The following is a 16,448-nucleotide window of genomic DNA, read 5'->3' as shown; positions in this document are numbered from 1 at the left end:
ATGGTGTACACAGCTTTGCTGACAAAGCGGCCATTCTCTTTGATTTTATAGTGAATAGCATCAAGCCAGAGGATGGGATACAGGGCTTCTAAATCACGTTCACGCCAAGCCTGAAGCTCAGGTAGCAGTTTATCAGTAATGGCGCTAATGGTGCCATTGGGGACTTCAATGCCGTAGATATCGGCGATATGGGCACGAATATCCTGATAACTTGTGCCCAGTGAAAATAGCGCAATGATTTTCCGCTCCATCTCATCGGTCAGGTATGTCTGGTTCTTTTTTACAACTTGAGGCTCGAAGGTGCCATCTCGGTCACGCGGAGTATGCAGCTCAAAGCTACCGGTAGCGGTCTTCAGTGTCTTACTGGTCTTGCCATTTCTGCGATTACCAGGCTGCTTATCTTCAAGATGTTGGTCGAGCTCAACATTGAGGGCCGCTTCAGTAAGCTGTTTAATGAGTGGGGTGAGAATACCATCTTTGCCGGTCAGGTCTTTACCTGCACGCAGAGCTTCAATGGCGGCTTCCATGTCGAATGTAGGTTTGGTCATTTGAATATCCTTTTGGGTGTATATTACTCAAATGACACAGATTTATGAACACTACCAGACTAAGCGAAATTACATAGATATTCACTTAGCTCTAGCTGGTTTAATTAAATATCATTACCGTTTGCGAAATGACCAAGCTCATTATGAAAAGGCCAAAGAGTTTTGCTTATTGCAGATATCTATTTCCAGTAAATTAGTCAAAAAATTTCGTTATCCCGAAAAACCGAAAGAATTAAAACGGCTTCATAAATTAACGGGTATGACTCATCCCTATTATGATGAACCTCAAATTCTGCCTTCACATACAGGTTACAAACAACTTGCTATCATTCTTGAAAAAGAAGGCGATCTTAAAGGTGCACTTGAACTGGCCAAGAATGCATTACAGCAAGGGTGGACTGATGATTACGAAAAGCGAATAGCGAAACTAACAGCCAAACTTGCCAAGCAAAGGTAGCCCTTTTTATAGAGTAAGAAAACTCATCCTAAAGGTGTCCAAAAACTCCTTTAGCGATGTCAGAAAACGATCGGCTAATGATGTCGGAAAAGTCCACCAGCGATGTTGGTGACTATTTGTAGCTTGAATCCAGCATTACGTACAATCCAAAGCTGAGCGGCTTCCCACTTAGCTTTGCAGTCTTTTTCATCAATACAAACTGGTGTTGTCGCCTCAAGTTGCGCCCGTTTAGCTTGAATATCTGCCGATGGAGTAGTTGCACAACTTGCGAGCGTTAGTAGGCATGCAGAAAAAATAAAACGTCTGTTCATTATTTTCGTCCTTGATAGTTGGTCGAGTTCCAACTCATTGATTATTTTTAATAACTATAAAATTTATTTATGAAGTTACATTTAAACATTATTTTTACGGCATGTATGATGTCCAAGTATTACTCATCTTTGCAAACGATAGCGCGGTGGTGAGCCCAAAATGTAAGTCAGACTTCCCTCATTGACACAGGTCGCAATAGCTGCACATATGGCGTCCGACTTAGGGGCTTTAAAGTTGGTAACTTTGGTTGTTTTGTATTGCCTAACCATTACAGCAACAAATTAGGAATAACTCAGCCATAACATCACTTCATATTCTGGATAGCTAAATACCGCTGAAACCCTTGCCACACCTTAAACTGACCAAACCAACCAAAAGAGCCAATATCTCTAAACTTCATATATCATCAATTATCGCTTCCATGGTTAAGCTAAGCAAATTACCACCTTTCGCTTCAATATAACCACCATCAAGGTAATAGCAGAACAAGTCTGAATCACGCATTAGGTCGATAAAAACCGGGTTACCATTGTCAGTTCCGATCGTAATACAAGTGCTGCATTGCTCAATGGTTAAAGGAGAACTACCGGAAACTTCCAATTGAGTTTTTATGAAGGCATAAAGCTGATTAAAAGTATTAACTGTATTTTTATCTATCGTGATTTCATCTGCAAGCTCACTCTCTGAGAGTAAATAGAACTCACTCCCTCTGTAACAGACCGCTTCAGCCGTATCAATACTATTGAGCCATTCCGTATAATAACTTGGCAATATCACAATTACTCCCCTTCCAAAAAACAACATCCAAATAATGCAAACAAATAACTTTACCGAACGAAATAAATTACGCGTTGCAATTCAAACTTAATGCCACAGCCAGTTCTTAAACATTTAACCTACTCTCTGGCGAAACTTGATCATTTATCAATTCAACAAAAGACTTGGCAACAAATTTGGCCTCATCCCAACCTAAATCGCCACTATTAGCGATGTAATAGCCAGAAATTTTTCCCTGTTCAATTTTTGCCACGCAAATATTACCATTCCCATCCATGCAAACAGGAATTGAGTTAGGCATATACTTCTTTAACTCGTATATATCCTCACCGAGTATTTCTATGATTGAGAAAAATTGCAGCTCTTTAAAACCAAAAAAGATGTCCGCCCCATTACTTTTCTGCCACCAATCATAAAACTCACTTGGCAAGCTAACACCAAAAGCCCCTTCAAGCTCTCGAATCGATTCTCTACTTACTCCCGGTGGTTTGTTTACGTATTCCATACCGTCCTTTATGCGTAACGCCGACAACAACTAATCGTAGCGAGGTTCACCCCAGAATGAGCAATACACCCTAGCCTTGCTCTTTGTGTTTTTTGCATATTTCATCAATCTCTTCCAGAACCAAGCCTAGAGAAGATTTTTGTTCATTTTGCTTGAGTTTTTCGGCCAATGCTTTCTGAAGCGTTAGCAGCTCCTCTTTTCTGCAACGCAAGTGCCAGATATCAGCCTTTGATGGTGCCCCCATTATTTTTGACTCTAGCAAGTTTGAAAGCTTAAAATTCCGGAGCAGGATCAGTGCGCCTATTTGTGAAATACTGAAATCTACCATTTGGTCTCTTTAACAAAAATCAAGCTATCCATTATAGAATGAAAAATTAATCTTCTTTCTGTCTGCATCCAAGCAGCGCTATATGGTTTAAGCTCTTTGAAATCGAAAGAGAGCCTTGAGTTGTAGAGCTTTGATGAAATCGAACTTATTTCAGTCGTGCTAACCTCTACCTAGGATTCATTGTCCACGTTTTTAAGCTTGGGTTTACTTGTTTTTTCCTTGCTTTTCATCCCGTTTTTTTGAGCTATAAAATACCTCAATGGACTTACCCTCAATTCTGTGATGATCAGAGAAACAAACCCAAAAGCACAGACTGCAATCATAAAAGCATGCAAAAAACTGATGAAAACTAAGGCTCCGTAAAGAGAAATAGAAAAAAGAAACGCGTAGATGATACCTAGAGGTAAATCTCTAGTACCAACATCATATTGGTCTTTTGCCAAATCATAGGTAACCGATACCGGATTGGTTAGGCCCCCCAAGCGAATTTTTATCGTATTCCCTTGAATCTTGATATTGTACCCTTTGCTTTCTAGTTCATTGGCCAGTTCATTCATCAAGAAACTCCTTTTCCCAATAAGGCATCAAAAAATCTAGCAACCCACTAAAAACAACTTATTTTTCGCTCAAGTATTGTTTGGTAATTGAGCATTCCCAGGTCGAAATCTAGTGTTCAACTATTGGTTAGATATACATTTTTCCTTTGAGTTCGGCGAAGACGTGTTAACACCGGGCAAAAGTTGGGCCGCTTTATTAAACGCCGTAAATACTGCTTTTCGTACGCGATACCAGTTAACTCTGCTAATTCAAGCAAGACTGCTTAGGTATCAGCTACAAGCTCAGAATACCTCATGACCCAACTCAAACCCACTAACAGCTGTAGAGTACGCATGTGCGGCTCTAAACCTATCATCGGCCAGCAATTAGTTATACCCAACTGAATTTATTGATATTTTCAATTTTCCAACAGATTAACGCTAAAATCATTCATAACAGGTGCGCTTTTGCGGAGCATTTTGCTGTAGGCATAGCTACCGCACGGATACGAAACTGACTTCGTCCCTGAAGATACCCCAAAACCGCCGAGAACGGTCCGGGAACTGTGTCAGGCCAATATTCCCTCTTATGGCCTACTACACTGAGTGTCATATCCACTGCAGTTAAGCAAAGGCTTAACATAAGCAGTTGAATTGTATCTACAATAACCAGATTGGATGAGTGAAACAATCGCCAATCGGGAGAAATGAAGTAAAAACGATAAAATACTGCTTTAGCTGTCGGCGCCGAAATGATTGCTATTTGGGGGAAAGTTGCTCTCTTTGCGATTCAACTCATGCTTGTTGAGCTTTAGCAATCAGGAATGTGAAGCGGATTACAGCAGTTTGCAGCAAAACACTCTAGGGTAAGTTAACCTTAACAACGAGAGGCAAGCTCTCGACTTTAAACAGGAATCTCAGATGTCTGATACAGATAAGGCGTTTTTTCAGCGTGCCAGTGAACTCATCGATTTGGCTAACAAACAGAACCAGAATACTGAAGTCCAAACCGGTGAAGTCAGTGCCTCCTTCATGTATGCCCTGGCTCGCTACAATGCCTGGTTCGGCTCTACCGGTTTTGCCACCAAGGAGCAGATGCAGTCGAAAAAGCAAGAGATGATGGATTACTATATGGAGCGCTACAAGGAGATGCTTGAAGGCTCGATGGACGACTATATCGAGAATTTCGACCACTACCGCGCAACGCAGAAGTAGAGCCGCCATAGCCTTTCAAAATGCCCGGCCAGATGCCGGGCGTTGTATTTTGACTTGACTCATGTTTAAAGCCCTTCCTTGGCCTATCGATTTTGCCAGCCTTTGCTTAGCCTCGGATTCAGATTGAATCGCCACTGATATCTAGGCTGTTGTTTGAGCTCATGTCTAGGCTCTAGTCTAAGCTATTTTTCTTGGCTATTTTCTAAGCTATTGTCTGAGTTAATACTTAAGATTTTGTACCGCTTTGTGGTCTTGCTCTTAAACTGAGTCTTAAAAGAGTGACCCGCTGTCTCGACCCAGAAAGGCTTGAGGCTTATGCTATGACACCTATTTTGATAGTTAGACAGGTTTTGGCGCAACAGATATCCGGATTAAAACGCGATACTAACGCTACTCACGCCATCACCTAAGGAGACACTTGTGACACCCGCAATCGATCTCGCCACCAAGGCGGGGATCTCTTTTACCGTTCACGAATATCACCATGACAAGAATGCCCCTTCCTACGGGGAAGAGGCCGCCAGTGCACTTGGGCTGGATCCCAACCGGGTATTCAAGACTCTGCTGGTCAGCAGCGATGAAAAGTCGCCGCCACTGGCGGTGGCCCTGGTACCGGTGAATCATCAACTCAGCTTGAAATGCGTTGCCAAGGCGATTAAGGCCAAGAAGTTGGTGATGGCCAATCCGCAATTGGCGCAGCGTTCATCCGGCTATCTGGTGGGCGGCATTAGCCCTCTGGGGCAGAAAAAGCAGTTACCCACAGTGATAGACGCCAGCGCCCAGGAGTTTGACAGCATCTATGTCAGCGCCGGTCGCCGCGGACTGGAGATCTGTCTTGCCGCAGAGGACTTGGCCAAGCTCTGCCGCGGCAGTTTTGCAGCGATTAAGAGCTGAATCGTAAGCGGCCAAAGCAAAAGCCCCGCAACTGCGGGGCTTGGGTTATACGATGCTCTGAATACCTTTTACAAGAAGTAAACACTAACTTCTGGCGGTGTAATCACCGACTCCCAACCACTTGTAGGTGGTCAGTGCTTCCAGTCCCATGGGGCCTCTGGCATGCAGTTTCTGAGTACTGACAGCCACCTCGGCGCCCAGGCCAAACTGGCCGCCATCGGTGAAACGGGTGCTGGCATTGAGGTAAACCGCCGCCGAGTTCACCTGATTCATAAACTCGGTAGCGGCGTTGATATCATCCGTGAGGATAGCCTCGGAGTGACCGCTGGAATAGCGGCGAATATGACCTATGGCCTGCTGGATATCATCGACTACCCGGATCCCCAGATTGAGAGATAACCACTCGGTAGCAAAGCTATCCTCGCTGGCGGCGGCCACTTGCTCGGATCCAAGAATAGCCACAGTCTCGGGGCAACCTACCAGCTTAACCCCGGCATCGACTAAGGCCTTGGCCACCTTGGGCAATGCCTCCTTGGCTATCTGCTTGTGCACCAACAGAGTATCCAGGGCGTTACATACGGTTGGGCGCTGCACCTTGGCGTTGAGAATGACAGGAATAGCCTTCTCCAGTTCGGCCGTCTTATCCAGATAGAGATGGCAGATACCGATACCGCCGAGAATAACCGGGATAGTCGCCTGTTCGGCGCAGAGCCGCTGCAGCTTGTCGCCGCCGCGGGGTACTATCATATCCACATATTGATCCAGCTTGAGCAGGCCGGTAACCAGGGTGCGATCAGGGTTGTCGATAAGCTGCACCGCATCTTCCGGCAAACCACTGGCTTTAACGCCCTGGCGAATGGCCTTGGCCAGTGCCAGGTTGGATTTCAGGGTTTCCTTGCCGCCACGGAGGATCACCGCATTGCCGGTTTTAAGGGCCAGCACGGCAATATCCACAGTCACATTGGGCCTGGCCTCATAGATAACGCCTATCACCCCCAGTGGCACGGCGCGGCGGCACAGGCGCAAGCCGTTATCCAGCACCCGACTGTCATATTCGCGGCCAATGGGGTCGGCAAGGGCAATCACATTGTCGATATCGGCTATCACTCCGGCCAGGCGCGACTTATCCAGCAGCAGCCTGTCTATCATGGCCGCGTTGAGACCAGCCTCTTTGGCCGCAGCGACATCCTGCTCATTAGCCGCGAGAATAGCCGCTTCATCGGCCTTGAGAGCGGCAACGATATTATGCAGCAGTTGCTGCTTGGCGGTGCCGGAAAGATTGGCCAGGGCAAAACTGGCTTCCTTGGCCCTTTGCCCCAATTGTTGCAGATATTCAGCTGTCATAAAACCACCATGTCGTTGCGGTGCACTATTGCATCACCATAGTCATAGCCCAGCAAGGATTCAATGTTATCTGAATGCTGGCCCGCGATACGTTTGAGGGCCACGGCGCTGTATCGGCAGATCCCCCGCGCCAGTTTACGGCCCTTGGGATCCAACAGTTGCACCGTGGCGCCGCGTTCAAACTCGCCCTCGACGGCGATAATCCCCTTGGACAGCAGACTGCGGCCCTTTTCGGTTACCGCCCGCACCGCGCCTTCATCCAAGGTCAGTTTCCCCTTGGCCTTGGGCCCGGCAAGGATCCACTGCTTACGGCTCTCCAGTGGGGTTTCGATGGCGCAGAAGTGAGTCCCCACTGACTCGCCGGCAGCGATTTTTTCGATGGCATCCGGATGATGACCCGAGGCGATAACCACTTCGATACCGGCGCGGCGAGCTATGTCGGCCGCCTCCAGCTTGGTTGCCATGCCGCCGGTACCCAATCCGGAAACCGAGCCGCCGGCCAGTTGCCGCAGGCTGTCGTCGATATTGGCCACTTCGCTGATAAGATGAGCATTGGGATTGTGGCGCGGATCGGCATCAAACAAGCCTTTTTGGTCTGTCAGCAGGATCAGCAAGTCGGCATCGCACAAAAGCGCTGCGCGGGCGGACAGGTTGTCGTTGTCCCCTACCTTGATCTCATTGGTGGCAACGGCATCGTTTTCATTGATGATGGGGATAATATTCTGTTTCAGCAGCGCATTTAGGGTATCTCTGGCGTTGAGATAGCGCTCGCGATCATGGAGATCCGCCCGGGTCAGCAGCAACTGCCCCACGTGCAGACCATAAATACTGAATAATTGAGCCCAAGCCAGGATCAACTGGCTCTGGCCCACGGCCGCCAGCAACTGTTTGTTGGCCATGGTATCCGGCAACTCCGGATACATCAGATGCTCACGCCCGGCGGCAATGGCGCCGGAGGTACACAAAACCACTTCGATACCGGCGCGCATCAGGGTCGCCATCTGCCTGGCCAGCTCGACCATATGGGCCTTGTCCAGGCGCTTGCTGCCGGAGGTAAGCACACTGGTACCCAGTTTTACCACTACCCGGCGGTAGCGTGTGTCACTCAAGTTCATCACTTGTATTTGCTTAAAAAAAGTCGGGGATAAATCTTATACCCAATCCGCCGCAGGATTCCTAGCGGCAGTCGGCTTTCAAGCGGACAAAATCGTTATTTATTGCGATATCTCATACAAAAAGGGCCATACAAAGTATGACCCTCAATAAATGCAGTTCATAAAGCAGATGCTTGCGCTTTAGCTTTTTTAACCACCGTAGGCAAACTTGAGAATAAACAGCAGCGCCAGTGCCACAACCCCGGCATTGAGATCGCGAAAACGGCCGCAGAGGAGTTTAATCGCCGCATAGGCGATAAAGCCAAAGGCGATACCCGTGGCTATTGAGAAAGTCAATGGCATCAGCAGACAGACCACCACCACAGGGGCAGCTTCGGTCAAATCTTCCCACTCTACATGCACCAGGCCAGACATCATCAGAATCGCCACATAGAAGAGGGTGCCCGCGGTCGCATAGGCAGGCACCATACCGGCCAGCGGCGAGATAAAGAGTGAGGCCAAAAATAGCAGTCCGACCACGACGGCGGTCAAGCCGGTACGGCCACCGGCACTGACGCCTGAGGTACTCTCGACATAACTTGTGGTGGTCGAGGTACCCAGCATGGCCCCGGCAATAGTGGCAGCGCTGTCGGCGGTCAGGGCACGGTTGAGCCTTGGCAGGCGGCCCTTGTCATCCAGGAAACCACCACGCTGCGCCACAGCCACCAAGGTGCCGGAGGTATCAAACAAGTCCACAAATAAAAAGGCGAACACCACGGAAATCATGCTGATCTCCAGCATGCCGGAGAGATCCATCTTCATAAAGGTGGGCGCTATGGAGGGCGGCATGGATACCAGGCCGGTATATTGCACATCACCAAAGGCCAGCCCTAGCAGAGTGATGGCCAGAATGCTGAGGATCACCGCCGCCTTATATCCACGCTGAACAAAAGCGATGATCAGGAAGAACCCCAATACCGACATCAACGCCGGAAATGCAGTGATATCACCCATGCCCACCAGAGTTGCCGGATTGGCAACCACAATACCGGCACTCTTGAGGCCAATGAGCGCCAAAAACAAGCCGATACCAGCGGCAATACCGAGGCGCAGCGACATAGGAATAGAGTTGACCACCCATTCCCGAATCCGTACCAAGGAGAGGATCATAAAGCAGATCCCGGAGAGGAATACGGCGCCAAGCGCGGTTTCCCAGCTGTAACCCATTTCACCCACAACTGTATAGGTAAAAAAGGCGTTGAGACCCATTCCCGGCGCCAGGGCGATGGGATAGTTGGCCAAAAGTCCCATGACCAGACAACCTATCGCCGCCGCGATACAGGTCGCCACAAAGACTGCGCCCTGATCCATACCGGCATCGGCCAGCATAGCGGGGTTAACGAAGATGATGTAAGCCATGGTCAGAAAGGTGGTTAGACCCGCCACAGCTTCCTGCTTCAGAGAGGTTTTGTTTTGCTTTAACTTGAACAGTTTTTCCAACATGGAACCAGGTTCCTTGAATTTGAGTGTAGGGAGGTTTGTGACACTTCTTTAACGAGGTCATCGGCGGCAGATTATAGGGAGTTTGCTCTGCTCAGACCAGCACCAGAGTAGTTAGCCAGCCAGTGGTATCCATTAAATGCCCACCAGCTCACAATTTATTCACATTTTGCCGCAAACAAAAAAAAGCCTGCTCAAAGAGCAGGCCAAGACATGTATCAAGCACCCAAAAGGGAAAGAGTCTACCGCGCTAGCGGGTAACACCTGGCAACAGAAGCAAAACTTCTATTGCGACTTGAGTCTAAATACACCACAAAGTGGTGAACAAAGGTTGATGGATGATGGAACTACTTAAAGGGGTAGTCAGCCCTTGAAACTCATGGCGAACATGCCGCCGCGCAAAACCTGACAATCAAACCAGGTGTTGCTCCAATAAACTAGGTTGTTTTTGCCTGTGTAAGACATAGCCGATACTCCTAACAAAGTTGTGAAATAAATACTCTAGTGAAGCTTGGCTCGGTTCCCTGGAACTAGAGGTTCTCATATCCGTGGAGACAACTTGTCACTCATTTCCCTGGAGATAGTTATCCATCCTGGATTGACTAGAGGTGGAAGGCGCTTGCCTAACCAACGAGAGCTATTATAGCTATCTGTAATTTTATTACAAGTATTAAGGCAAAAAATTTAAAACACACCTAAAACTGTAAGGTAATTACATAAAAGTTACACAAGATTTACCCAAAGCACCGAATAACACATCTCGAAACACAGTAAAAAATACGCCTTACCACTTGATTCTAAACAAATAAATCAAAAACAAATTAAACTAAGCTAATTCCAATTAAGTAAAATCTAACGCTGTAATTGACTGTCAGTCAGTGCCCAAATGTTAGTCTCCCCACAGGGGTAAAAGCGTGATCCCAAAGAGGTAAGACCAGTTAAAGTGAGTTAGATCACCCGGTTACAGGATTGACTAAAAATCCGTCTGAAAGTTTTCTGTTGTTTTCAGTGCTCGTAGTGGATGACAATTCAAACGGCTTCAAATCAGCTCTGACCCAACCGTTTGCAATGGAGAACTTAGGTAAGATGACATCCAGCAAATGTCGGAGCCATGTAATGCCAACATAGCGGTCGCCAAGTAAAGAAAAGCCAACGGACAGAGTGCAGGGATAACCCGGCCGACAGCGTCGGCCGGGAGGCATTGAGGACTTACTCAGTCATATAGGCAAACAACCCAAGCAGCGGCGCCGCCGTAGGTTTGCCATAGAGGGGATCGCCTTCAGTGGCACTGCCGGCAATATCCAGATGACTATAGGCCATGGGCTGAACGTCTTTTAACCCGTGTTGTGCCAATCCGGAAGCCTTTAGCAGGAAGGCCGCCGGATACTGGTGTCCTCTGGCGGTAACCGATGAGGGCGCATTATTGGAAGAAAGTAGCTCAGAGGCACCGGAAACATCACGCACCTTGGCAAAATCTTCCTTACGCAAACGGGACAGCTCCAGCCCTTCACCGTAACGCTCGGCGCTGGCCTGCAACCGCTTGGGCAATGCCTGTTGCTCGGCAACGGCGTTGGCCACTACCGCACTGTAAGCTCCATAGGCTCGCACCACATGGCCGGTCAGGGTTGCCACAGAGAATAGCTCGGGCGCCGCACTGCCCTGCGCCTTTAAACGCAGATGAGACAGCAAGTCGGCCAGCACCAAACGCCCTTCGGCATCGGTATTGCCGATCCTGACCCTGACACCCGAATGGGCTGTGATGATTTCGTCCGTGACAAAGGCTTCGCTGCCTATACTGTTGCGTACCAGCCCCAGTTCGGCCACCACACGAATGCCTTTGGGCTTGAGTAATGACAAGGTCTTCATCAAACCGGCCACGGCAGCCGCGCCGCCCTTGTCGCGGCTCATACCGGCCATGGCGCCGGCCACTTTCAGATCGGCGCCGCCTGTGTCATACACCACGCCCTTACCGGCAAAGAAATAGTTGTGCTGGATGTCACCTTCGCCGCGGTACTCCAATTTAACGACTCTGGGCTGATGTCTGGCCACGGCAAAAGAGGCCCGCGCCACAGCGCTCAGCAAGGGATAGTCCCGCTCGAGAATGTCTCTGTCTTCCACGACCTGTAGCGACAGCCCTGATTCTTTGAAGGCGTTGAGGCAGTAATCGGCAAAGGCAGGGGCGCCCATGCGCTCGGGCTCAGTGCCACAAAGATCTCTGGCAAGGGTGCGGCCGGCTTCAATGGCATTGAGCATGCCAGCATCGGCGCCGTTCATCACCCCTATGGCTTCTATGCTGTCAAGGGCGGCACCCGCCTCACGGGCTTCCAATGGCTGCCATAACTCCTGCGCCGTTGCCAGCGCCGCAACCATATCTGCCTTGGCGTATTCATCGCCTAAGGATGCAGGCTTATCGACCCACAACAGCGGCCTTTTGGCTCCGGCGTCACGGGCAATGGCGATACCGGCACGGGCGGCATTGGCGAAGGCGCGCACATCGTCATAATCGCCAAGCGGCGCGACCGGGGCGATAATCAAACGGCCACCGGCAAGCCCGGGAGCAAACAACAGGGTTGGGCTCTTGCCCACCCGTTTGTCAACTTGAGCCCCGTGGGAGGCCAGCATAGCCACCTCTTCGATTGGACACGCCGTCACATCGGCGCTGACCACCAGTAATGCATCCCAGTCTGCCTCACTGAAAATTGCATCCTGGTCAGTAACATCAATAAATTCAACCATGACCCATCCTAATTATTTTTTATTGGCGCCCAGCATTATTCCCTTTCCGGCGCCGGATTACCAATATCTGGCTGGCAAGTTTCGCTGCCACAAATAAACAATTGTCCCAACTGGGTTCTGCGCCCTTACGTCGCTCTGTGATAGACTGATGACAACTCGCGCTTGGCCCGGTCCAAGCCCGCCAACCAGACGAAAAGATCAGGAGTTTGCTGTGTCCAGTCTCAGCCAATTGCAACCTCAGCCTCTATGGCAGTGGTTTGAACAAATCTGTGCCATTCCTCACCCATCCAAGCATGAAGCCGCGCTCAGCCAGTATATTCAGAACTGGGCCAAAGACCGTCAGCTTGATGTTATCGAAGATAAAGTCGGTAACCTGATTATTCGCAAAGATGCCACTCCCGGGATGGAAAACCGCAAACCCGTGGTGATCCAAGCCCATATCGATATGGTGCCGCAGAAAAATGCCGATAAAGAGCATGACTTTGTCAAAGATCCGATCCAGCCCTGGATTGATAGCGACTGGGTCAAGGCTCAGGGCACGACTCTGGGTGCCGATAACGGCATAGGCATGGCATCGGCGCTGGCCATTCTCGGCAGTGACGATATTCCCCACGGACCGCTGGAAGTGCTGCTGACCATAGATGAAGAAGCTGGTATGACAGGAGCCTTTGGCCTGGAAGCCGGTATGCTTCGCGGTGAAATCCTGATCAACACAGATTCCGAGCAGGAAGGCGAGATCTACATGGGCTGCGCCGGTGGCGTGGATGCCGAGATCACCCTGCCCATGGTCTGGGAAGCCACAGGCGAGGGTTTCCAGGCATTCAACCTGACGCTCTCCGGGCTAAAGGGTGGCCACTCAGGGGTGAACATTCATCTGGGACGCGGTAATGCCAACAAGCTGCTGGCCCGTTTCCTGTTTGAACACAGCGAAAGCCTGCAGCTGGAACTGGCCGAATTCAACGGCGGCTCGCTGCGTAACGCCATTCCCCGCGAAGCCAGTGCCACTATTCTGGTACCGGCCGAACAAGCCACAGCTTTGAGCGAAACCGCCGTGGCTTTCCAGGCACTGCTTAGAGAAGAGCTGGCGGTTGCCGATCCGGCCGCTTGCCTGACTCTCACCGAAGTGCCGCTGCCTGCCAAGGTGATGAGCGAGCAGAGTCAGAACACTCTTATCGATCTGCTGCATGCCTGCCCCAACGGTGTCATGCGAATGAGTGACGAGATTGAAGGCGTGACCGAGACCTCACTCAACCTCGGGGTGATCAATACCAGCGAACAGGATGTCAAACTCCTGTGCCTGATCCGCTCCTTAATTGACTCTGGTCGCAGCCAGGTTGAAGGCATGCTGATCGCCCTGGCCAACCTGGCCGGTGCCGAGATTGATCTTTCCGGCGCCTACCCAGGCTGGAAGCCAGACAGCCAGTCTCCTGTAATGGCGATTGTGCGCGACACCTATCAGGACATCTACCATAAAGAGCCGGTGATCATGGTGATCCATGCCGGTTTGGAATGTGGCCTGTTCAAGGAGCCCTATCCGGCCATGGATATGGTGTCTATCGGCCCCACCATACGCTTCCCCCACAGCCCGGATGAAATGGTGAATATCACCACAGTGGGCCAATATTGGCAGCTGCTGTTGGCGGTACTGGAACGTATTCCCGAAAAGGCCTGATACCTTGTTAAAGGCACTTAAGCCTTGAATAAATAGCGCCAAACGACTTGGCGTGGCAGCCAGGCGGCAAGTGAGTGACGCCCCATCAACATGGGCAAACTATGTGATTGGGGTAAGCGAACCTTGCCAGCACAAATGCCACTTCAAGAAAGGTAATTAAAAAAAAGCCGCACCGGAGCACTCCGGGGCGGCTTTTTGATGCGTAGTGCCTAGCGTTTAGGCTATTCCTCCAGCAAGCTACGCAACATCCAGGCAGTCTTTTCGTGAACTTCCAGTCTGCGGGTCAGCAGATCAGCGCTCGGCTGGTCATTGGCCTTGTCGATAACGGGGAACAGGGCTCTGGCGGTGCGGGCCGTAGCCTCCTGGGCTTCGACCAGGTGCAATATCATCTCATTGGCAGAGGGCACGCCTTCCACTTCCTTGATGGATGCCAGACGCACAAACTCTTTATAAGTCCCGGGCGCCGGATACCCCAGGGCGCGGATCCGCTCAGCAATTTCATCCAGAGCATTCCACTGCTCTGTATATTGATCCATAAACATCTGATGCAGGCTGTTGAACTGCGGCCCTTTGACGTTCCAATGGAAATTATGGGTCATCAGATACAGGGTATAACTGTCGGCCAGCAGCGCCGAAAGCCCTGCGACGATTGTTTTACGATCCGCATCAGAGATACCTATATCTATGGTGGGTGCCTTGACTTTCTTGGTTGCCATATACACTCCTTTTGCTTGTTGGCGATAGCCGCACTCAATAGCGACTAAAGATAAATAGCTATAACAGGGTGGAGACTTGTGCTCCCATAAACTGTGACTCAGTACACAGTTTATCCAGTTTAAGCTTCCCAATTACGATCTAAATGACTGTTTTGATAAAACCGCTCACAACCAGGGCCTGACCTTAAAAAAGCAAAACCTTTTGCCCATTCACTGGATAATATTTAGCCACCCAAAAGCCTTCAGCTTATGTTCATCAAAGGCCACTTATCCTGAAGTCACTGATGGGGAATTGCATCGCAAGGCCTCAGTTAGCTCACTTGCCAGGCTGGTAACCATACCGGCCTAAAGGAGGCAACCATGAACAAGCTGAAAATCTGGCTGCAGCACAGTGTACTTGTCCTGTGTCTGTTTGGCCTGCCAACTACAGCGCTGCAGGCCGCCGAATCCGGCAGTGATATCCGGGAACCCGAGCTGATGCAGCTGCTCTCCCCTATCGCTCTCTATCCGGACACCTTGTTGACCCATATGCTGATCGCCTCAACCTATCCACTGGAACTGGTGCAGGCACAGCGCTGGCGCAAACAGCGCAACCATTGGAGCAATGAACGCCTGATGGCCGAAGCCGAGAACCAGGATTGGGACCCCAGTGTGATGGCGCTTATCGCCTTTCCGGAAGTATTGAACAAGATGAGCACAGATCTGGACTGGACTGCCCGTTTGGGCGAAGCCTTTATCGCCGATGAAGGCCGGGTAATGGATGGGATTCAAACCCTGAGACAAGCCGCCTGGGATGCCGACTCATTAAACGACCTGGGTAACCTCAACGCCAGACGCGACGAACGTCAGATAGTGATAGCGCCGACCCGCACCGAGGTGATCTATGTCCCTTACTACGACAGTCGCCGTGTCTATGGCCATTGGCACTGGAGCAGCTATCCGCCTATCTATTGGGACCCTTTCCCCGGATATGTGCGCTACCACTCCAGTCCGTTTTACTGGCGCAGTTCCGGGGTCAGCATTTCATTTAACTTCTTCTTCAGCGCCTTTCATTGGCATGACAGAGTGATCTGGGTCGATTATCGCCACAAACACTATAATCACTACCGTCCGCGACTGGCCTATAGCCAGGGAGCCCAGCGCTGGAGCCATAACCCGCACCACAGACGTGGCGCCCATTATCGTCACCCTGGGCTGCAACAACGCTACAATAAGGCGGTATACAACAAGCCGCACAAGCGTTATGAATCCCAGGCCCGCAGCTACAACCACAGCCAGAGGCTGCATCAGGACAGAAACAAGCAACAAAAGCAGTTGCAGCATGAGCTAAAAAAGCGCAAGGAACACAATAGCCGTGAATGGCGCGCCGCTGACAAGAGGGAAAAGATGCATAAGGGCGAGCCACAAAAAGTTCGCCAACTGTCACAGCAGCCGTCATATAGGAGTGCCAATAGCAGTGCCAACGCCGCCGACAAAACGATGCGGGTTAAACATCAGGCCAGAGACAGACAGTTGCAACAGGCCTCAAACCGGCACACTAACACTACTTATAGACAAGCTGAAAAGCGCCGGCAACAGGCAGATAAACAACAGCGGCCACAGAGACACTATCAGCCTCAGAGTCAATCGAAGGTGCAGCATCCGCAGCGAGCTCAGCCACAACGCCATCAGGCGGAGCGACGCCAGCCCAGCCGTGCTCAGGAGCACAGACAACGCACAGTGCATCAACAAAGAGAGCGTTGAACAAAGAGAGTGCTGAAAAAGCTGAGTTGAAAAAGCCGGGTTAAAAGTAGCACTTGCCCTAAAGTGAAAAC

Annotated in this window: 16 protein-coding genes; 5 read left to right on the top strand and 11 right to left on the bottom strand. The window is 50.2% G+C overall.

The annotated features are described in order from the left end of the window. The coding region (locus ACMHXE_RS17410) for a transposase (protein WP_413732083.1) at nucleotides 1–548 on the bottom strand (548 nt) is incomplete at its 3' end. Nucleotides 549–579: 31 nt separating this feature from the next. On the opposite strand from ACMHXE_RS17410, the gene ACMHXE_RS17405 reads away from it, so the two are divergent. Next, a complete protein-coding gene (locus ACMHXE_RS17405) occupies nucleotides 580–1,005 on the top strand; it encodes a hypothetical protein (protein WP_413732908.1) in 426 nt (141 codons plus the stop codon). 74 nt (nucleotides 1,006–1,079) lie between these two features. Here the strand turns inward: ACMHXE_RS17405 and ACMHXE_RS17400 are convergent, their stop codons facing one another. From ACMHXE_RS17400 to ACMHXE_RS17380, 5 genes are all read right to left on the bottom strand, one after another. Continuing rightward, nucleotides 1,080–1,316, bottom strand: coding sequence for a hypothetical protein (locus ACMHXE_RS17400; protein WP_286996972.1), 237 nt, complete (start codon nucleotides 1,314–1,316; stop codon nucleotides 1,080–1,082). A gap of 397 nt (nucleotides 1,317–1,713) precedes the next feature. Further along, nucleotides 1,714–2,094, bottom strand: a complete 381-nt coding sequence (locus ACMHXE_RS17395; RefSeq protein ID WP_412486776.1) for a hypothetical protein — start codon at nucleotides 2,092–2,094, stop codon at nucleotides 1,714–1,716. 106 nt (nucleotides 2,095–2,200) lie between these two features. Next, on the bottom strand, nucleotides 2,201–2,599 hold the full coding sequence (locus ACMHXE_RS17390; RefSeq protein ID WP_413732906.1) for an SMI1/KNR4 family protein: 399 nt from the start codon (nucleotides 2,597–2,599) through the stop codon (nucleotides 2,201–2,203). A gap of 70 nt (nucleotides 2,600–2,669) precedes the next feature. After that, nucleotides 2,670–2,927, bottom strand: a complete 258-nt coding sequence (locus tag ACMHXE_RS17385) for a hypothetical protein (protein WP_248952460.1) — start codon at nucleotides 2,925–2,927, stop codon at nucleotides 2,670–2,672. 170 nt (nucleotides 2,928–3,097) lie between these two features. Then, nucleotides 3,098–3,484: a hypothetical protein gene (locus ACMHXE_RS17380; RefSeq protein WP_339086747.1), complete on the bottom strand. Its 387-nt coding sequence runs from the start codon at nucleotides 3,482–3,484 to the stop codon at nucleotides 3,098–3,100. A 900-nt stretch (nucleotides 3,485–4,384) separates the two neighbouring features. Here ACMHXE_RS17380 and ACMHXE_RS17375 point away from each other — a divergent pair. Together ACMHXE_RS17375 and ybaK are read left to right on the top strand one after the other, a co-directional pair. Then, a complete protein-coding gene (locus tag ACMHXE_RS17375) occupies nucleotides 4,385–4,678 on the top strand; it encodes a DUF3144 domain-containing protein (RefSeq protein ID WP_101056800.1) in 294 nt (97 codons plus the stop codon). A 420-nt stretch (nucleotides 4,679–5,098) separates the two neighbouring features. After that, the gene (ybaK, locus tag ACMHXE_RS17370; RefSeq protein WP_028780679.1) at nucleotides 5,099–5,572 is read left to right on the top strand and encodes a Cys-tRNA(Pro) deacylase; all 474 of its coding nucleotides are present in this window, start codon (nucleotides 5,099–5,101) and stop codon (nucleotides 5,570–5,572) included. Between the two features lie 84 nt (nucleotides 5,573–5,656). Here the strand turns inward: ybaK and ACMHXE_RS17365 are convergent, their stop codons facing one another. The 4 genes from ACMHXE_RS17365 to ACMHXE_RS17350 all read right to left on the bottom strand — a co-directional run bounded on the left by ACMHXE_RS17365 (nucleotide 5,657) and on the right by ACMHXE_RS17350 (nucleotide 12,246). Then, nucleotides 5,657–6,916 (bottom strand): glutamate-5-semialdehyde dehydrogenase, encoded by a 1,260-nt coding sequence (locus ACMHXE_RS17365; RefSeq protein ID WP_234555586.1) that lies wholly within the window; start codon nucleotides 6,914–6,916, stop codon nucleotides 5,657–5,659. After that, a complete protein-coding gene (gene proB / locus ACMHXE_RS17360) occupies nucleotides 6,913–8,031 on the bottom strand; it encodes a glutamate 5-kinase (protein WP_100144199.1) in 1,119 nt (372 codons plus the stop codon). The genes ACMHXE_RS17365 and proB overlap by 4 nt, the downstream gene beginning before the upstream one ends. A gap of 189 nt (nucleotides 8,032–8,220) precedes the next feature. Next, nucleotides 8,221–9,513 carry an NCS2 family permease gene (locus ACMHXE_RS17355; protein ID WP_224866260.1) on the bottom strand — a complete coding sequence of 431 codons (1,293 nt, stop codon included), beginning with the start codon at nucleotides 9,511–9,513 and terminating at the stop codon, nucleotides 8,221–8,223. A gap of 1,206 nt (nucleotides 9,514–10,719) precedes the next feature. Further along, nucleotides 10,720–12,246, bottom strand: coding sequence for a peptidase M17 (locus tag ACMHXE_RS17350; RefSeq protein ID WP_101056803.1), 1,527 nt, complete (start codon nucleotides 12,244–12,246; stop codon nucleotides 10,720–10,722). A 211-nt stretch (nucleotides 12,247–12,457) separates the two neighbouring features. Here ACMHXE_RS17350 and ACMHXE_RS17345 point away from each other — a divergent pair, with 211 nt between their 5' ends. Next, on the top strand, nucleotides 12,458–13,918 hold the full coding sequence (locus tag ACMHXE_RS17345) for an aminoacyl-histidine dipeptidase (RefSeq protein ID WP_287590517.1): 1,461 nt from the start codon (nucleotides 12,458–12,460) through the stop codon (nucleotides 13,916–13,918). A gap of 221 nt (nucleotides 13,919–14,139) precedes the next feature. Here the strand turns inward: ACMHXE_RS17345 and ACMHXE_RS17340 are convergent, their stop codons facing one another. Continuing rightward, nucleotides 14,140–14,634: a Dps family protein gene (locus ACMHXE_RS17340; protein ID WP_335917967.1), complete on the bottom strand. Its 495-nt coding sequence runs from the start codon at nucleotides 14,632–14,634 to the stop codon at nucleotides 14,140–14,142. A 360-nt stretch (nucleotides 14,635–14,994) separates the two neighbouring features. Between ACMHXE_RS17340 and ACMHXE_RS17335 the strand changes: the two genes are divergently transcribed. Beyond that, nucleotides 14,995–16,377 (top strand): DUF3300 domain-containing protein, encoded by a 1,383-nt coding sequence (locus ACMHXE_RS17335; protein WP_413732902.1) that lies wholly within the window; start codon nucleotides 14,995–14,997, stop codon nucleotides 16,375–16,377. The last annotated feature ends 71 nt before the right edge of the window (nucleotides 16,378–16,448 follow it).

The sequence above is a fragment of the Shewanella sp. BJSY2023SW007 genome (assembly GCF_047314525.1).
Taxonomy (GTDB): domain Bacteria; phylum Pseudomonadota; class Gammaproteobacteria; order Enterobacterales; family Shewanellaceae; genus Shewanella; species Shewanella chilikensis.
The sequence above is the reverse complement of the archived record's forward strand: the minus strand, read 5'-3'. Positions and strand labels throughout refer to the sequence as shown.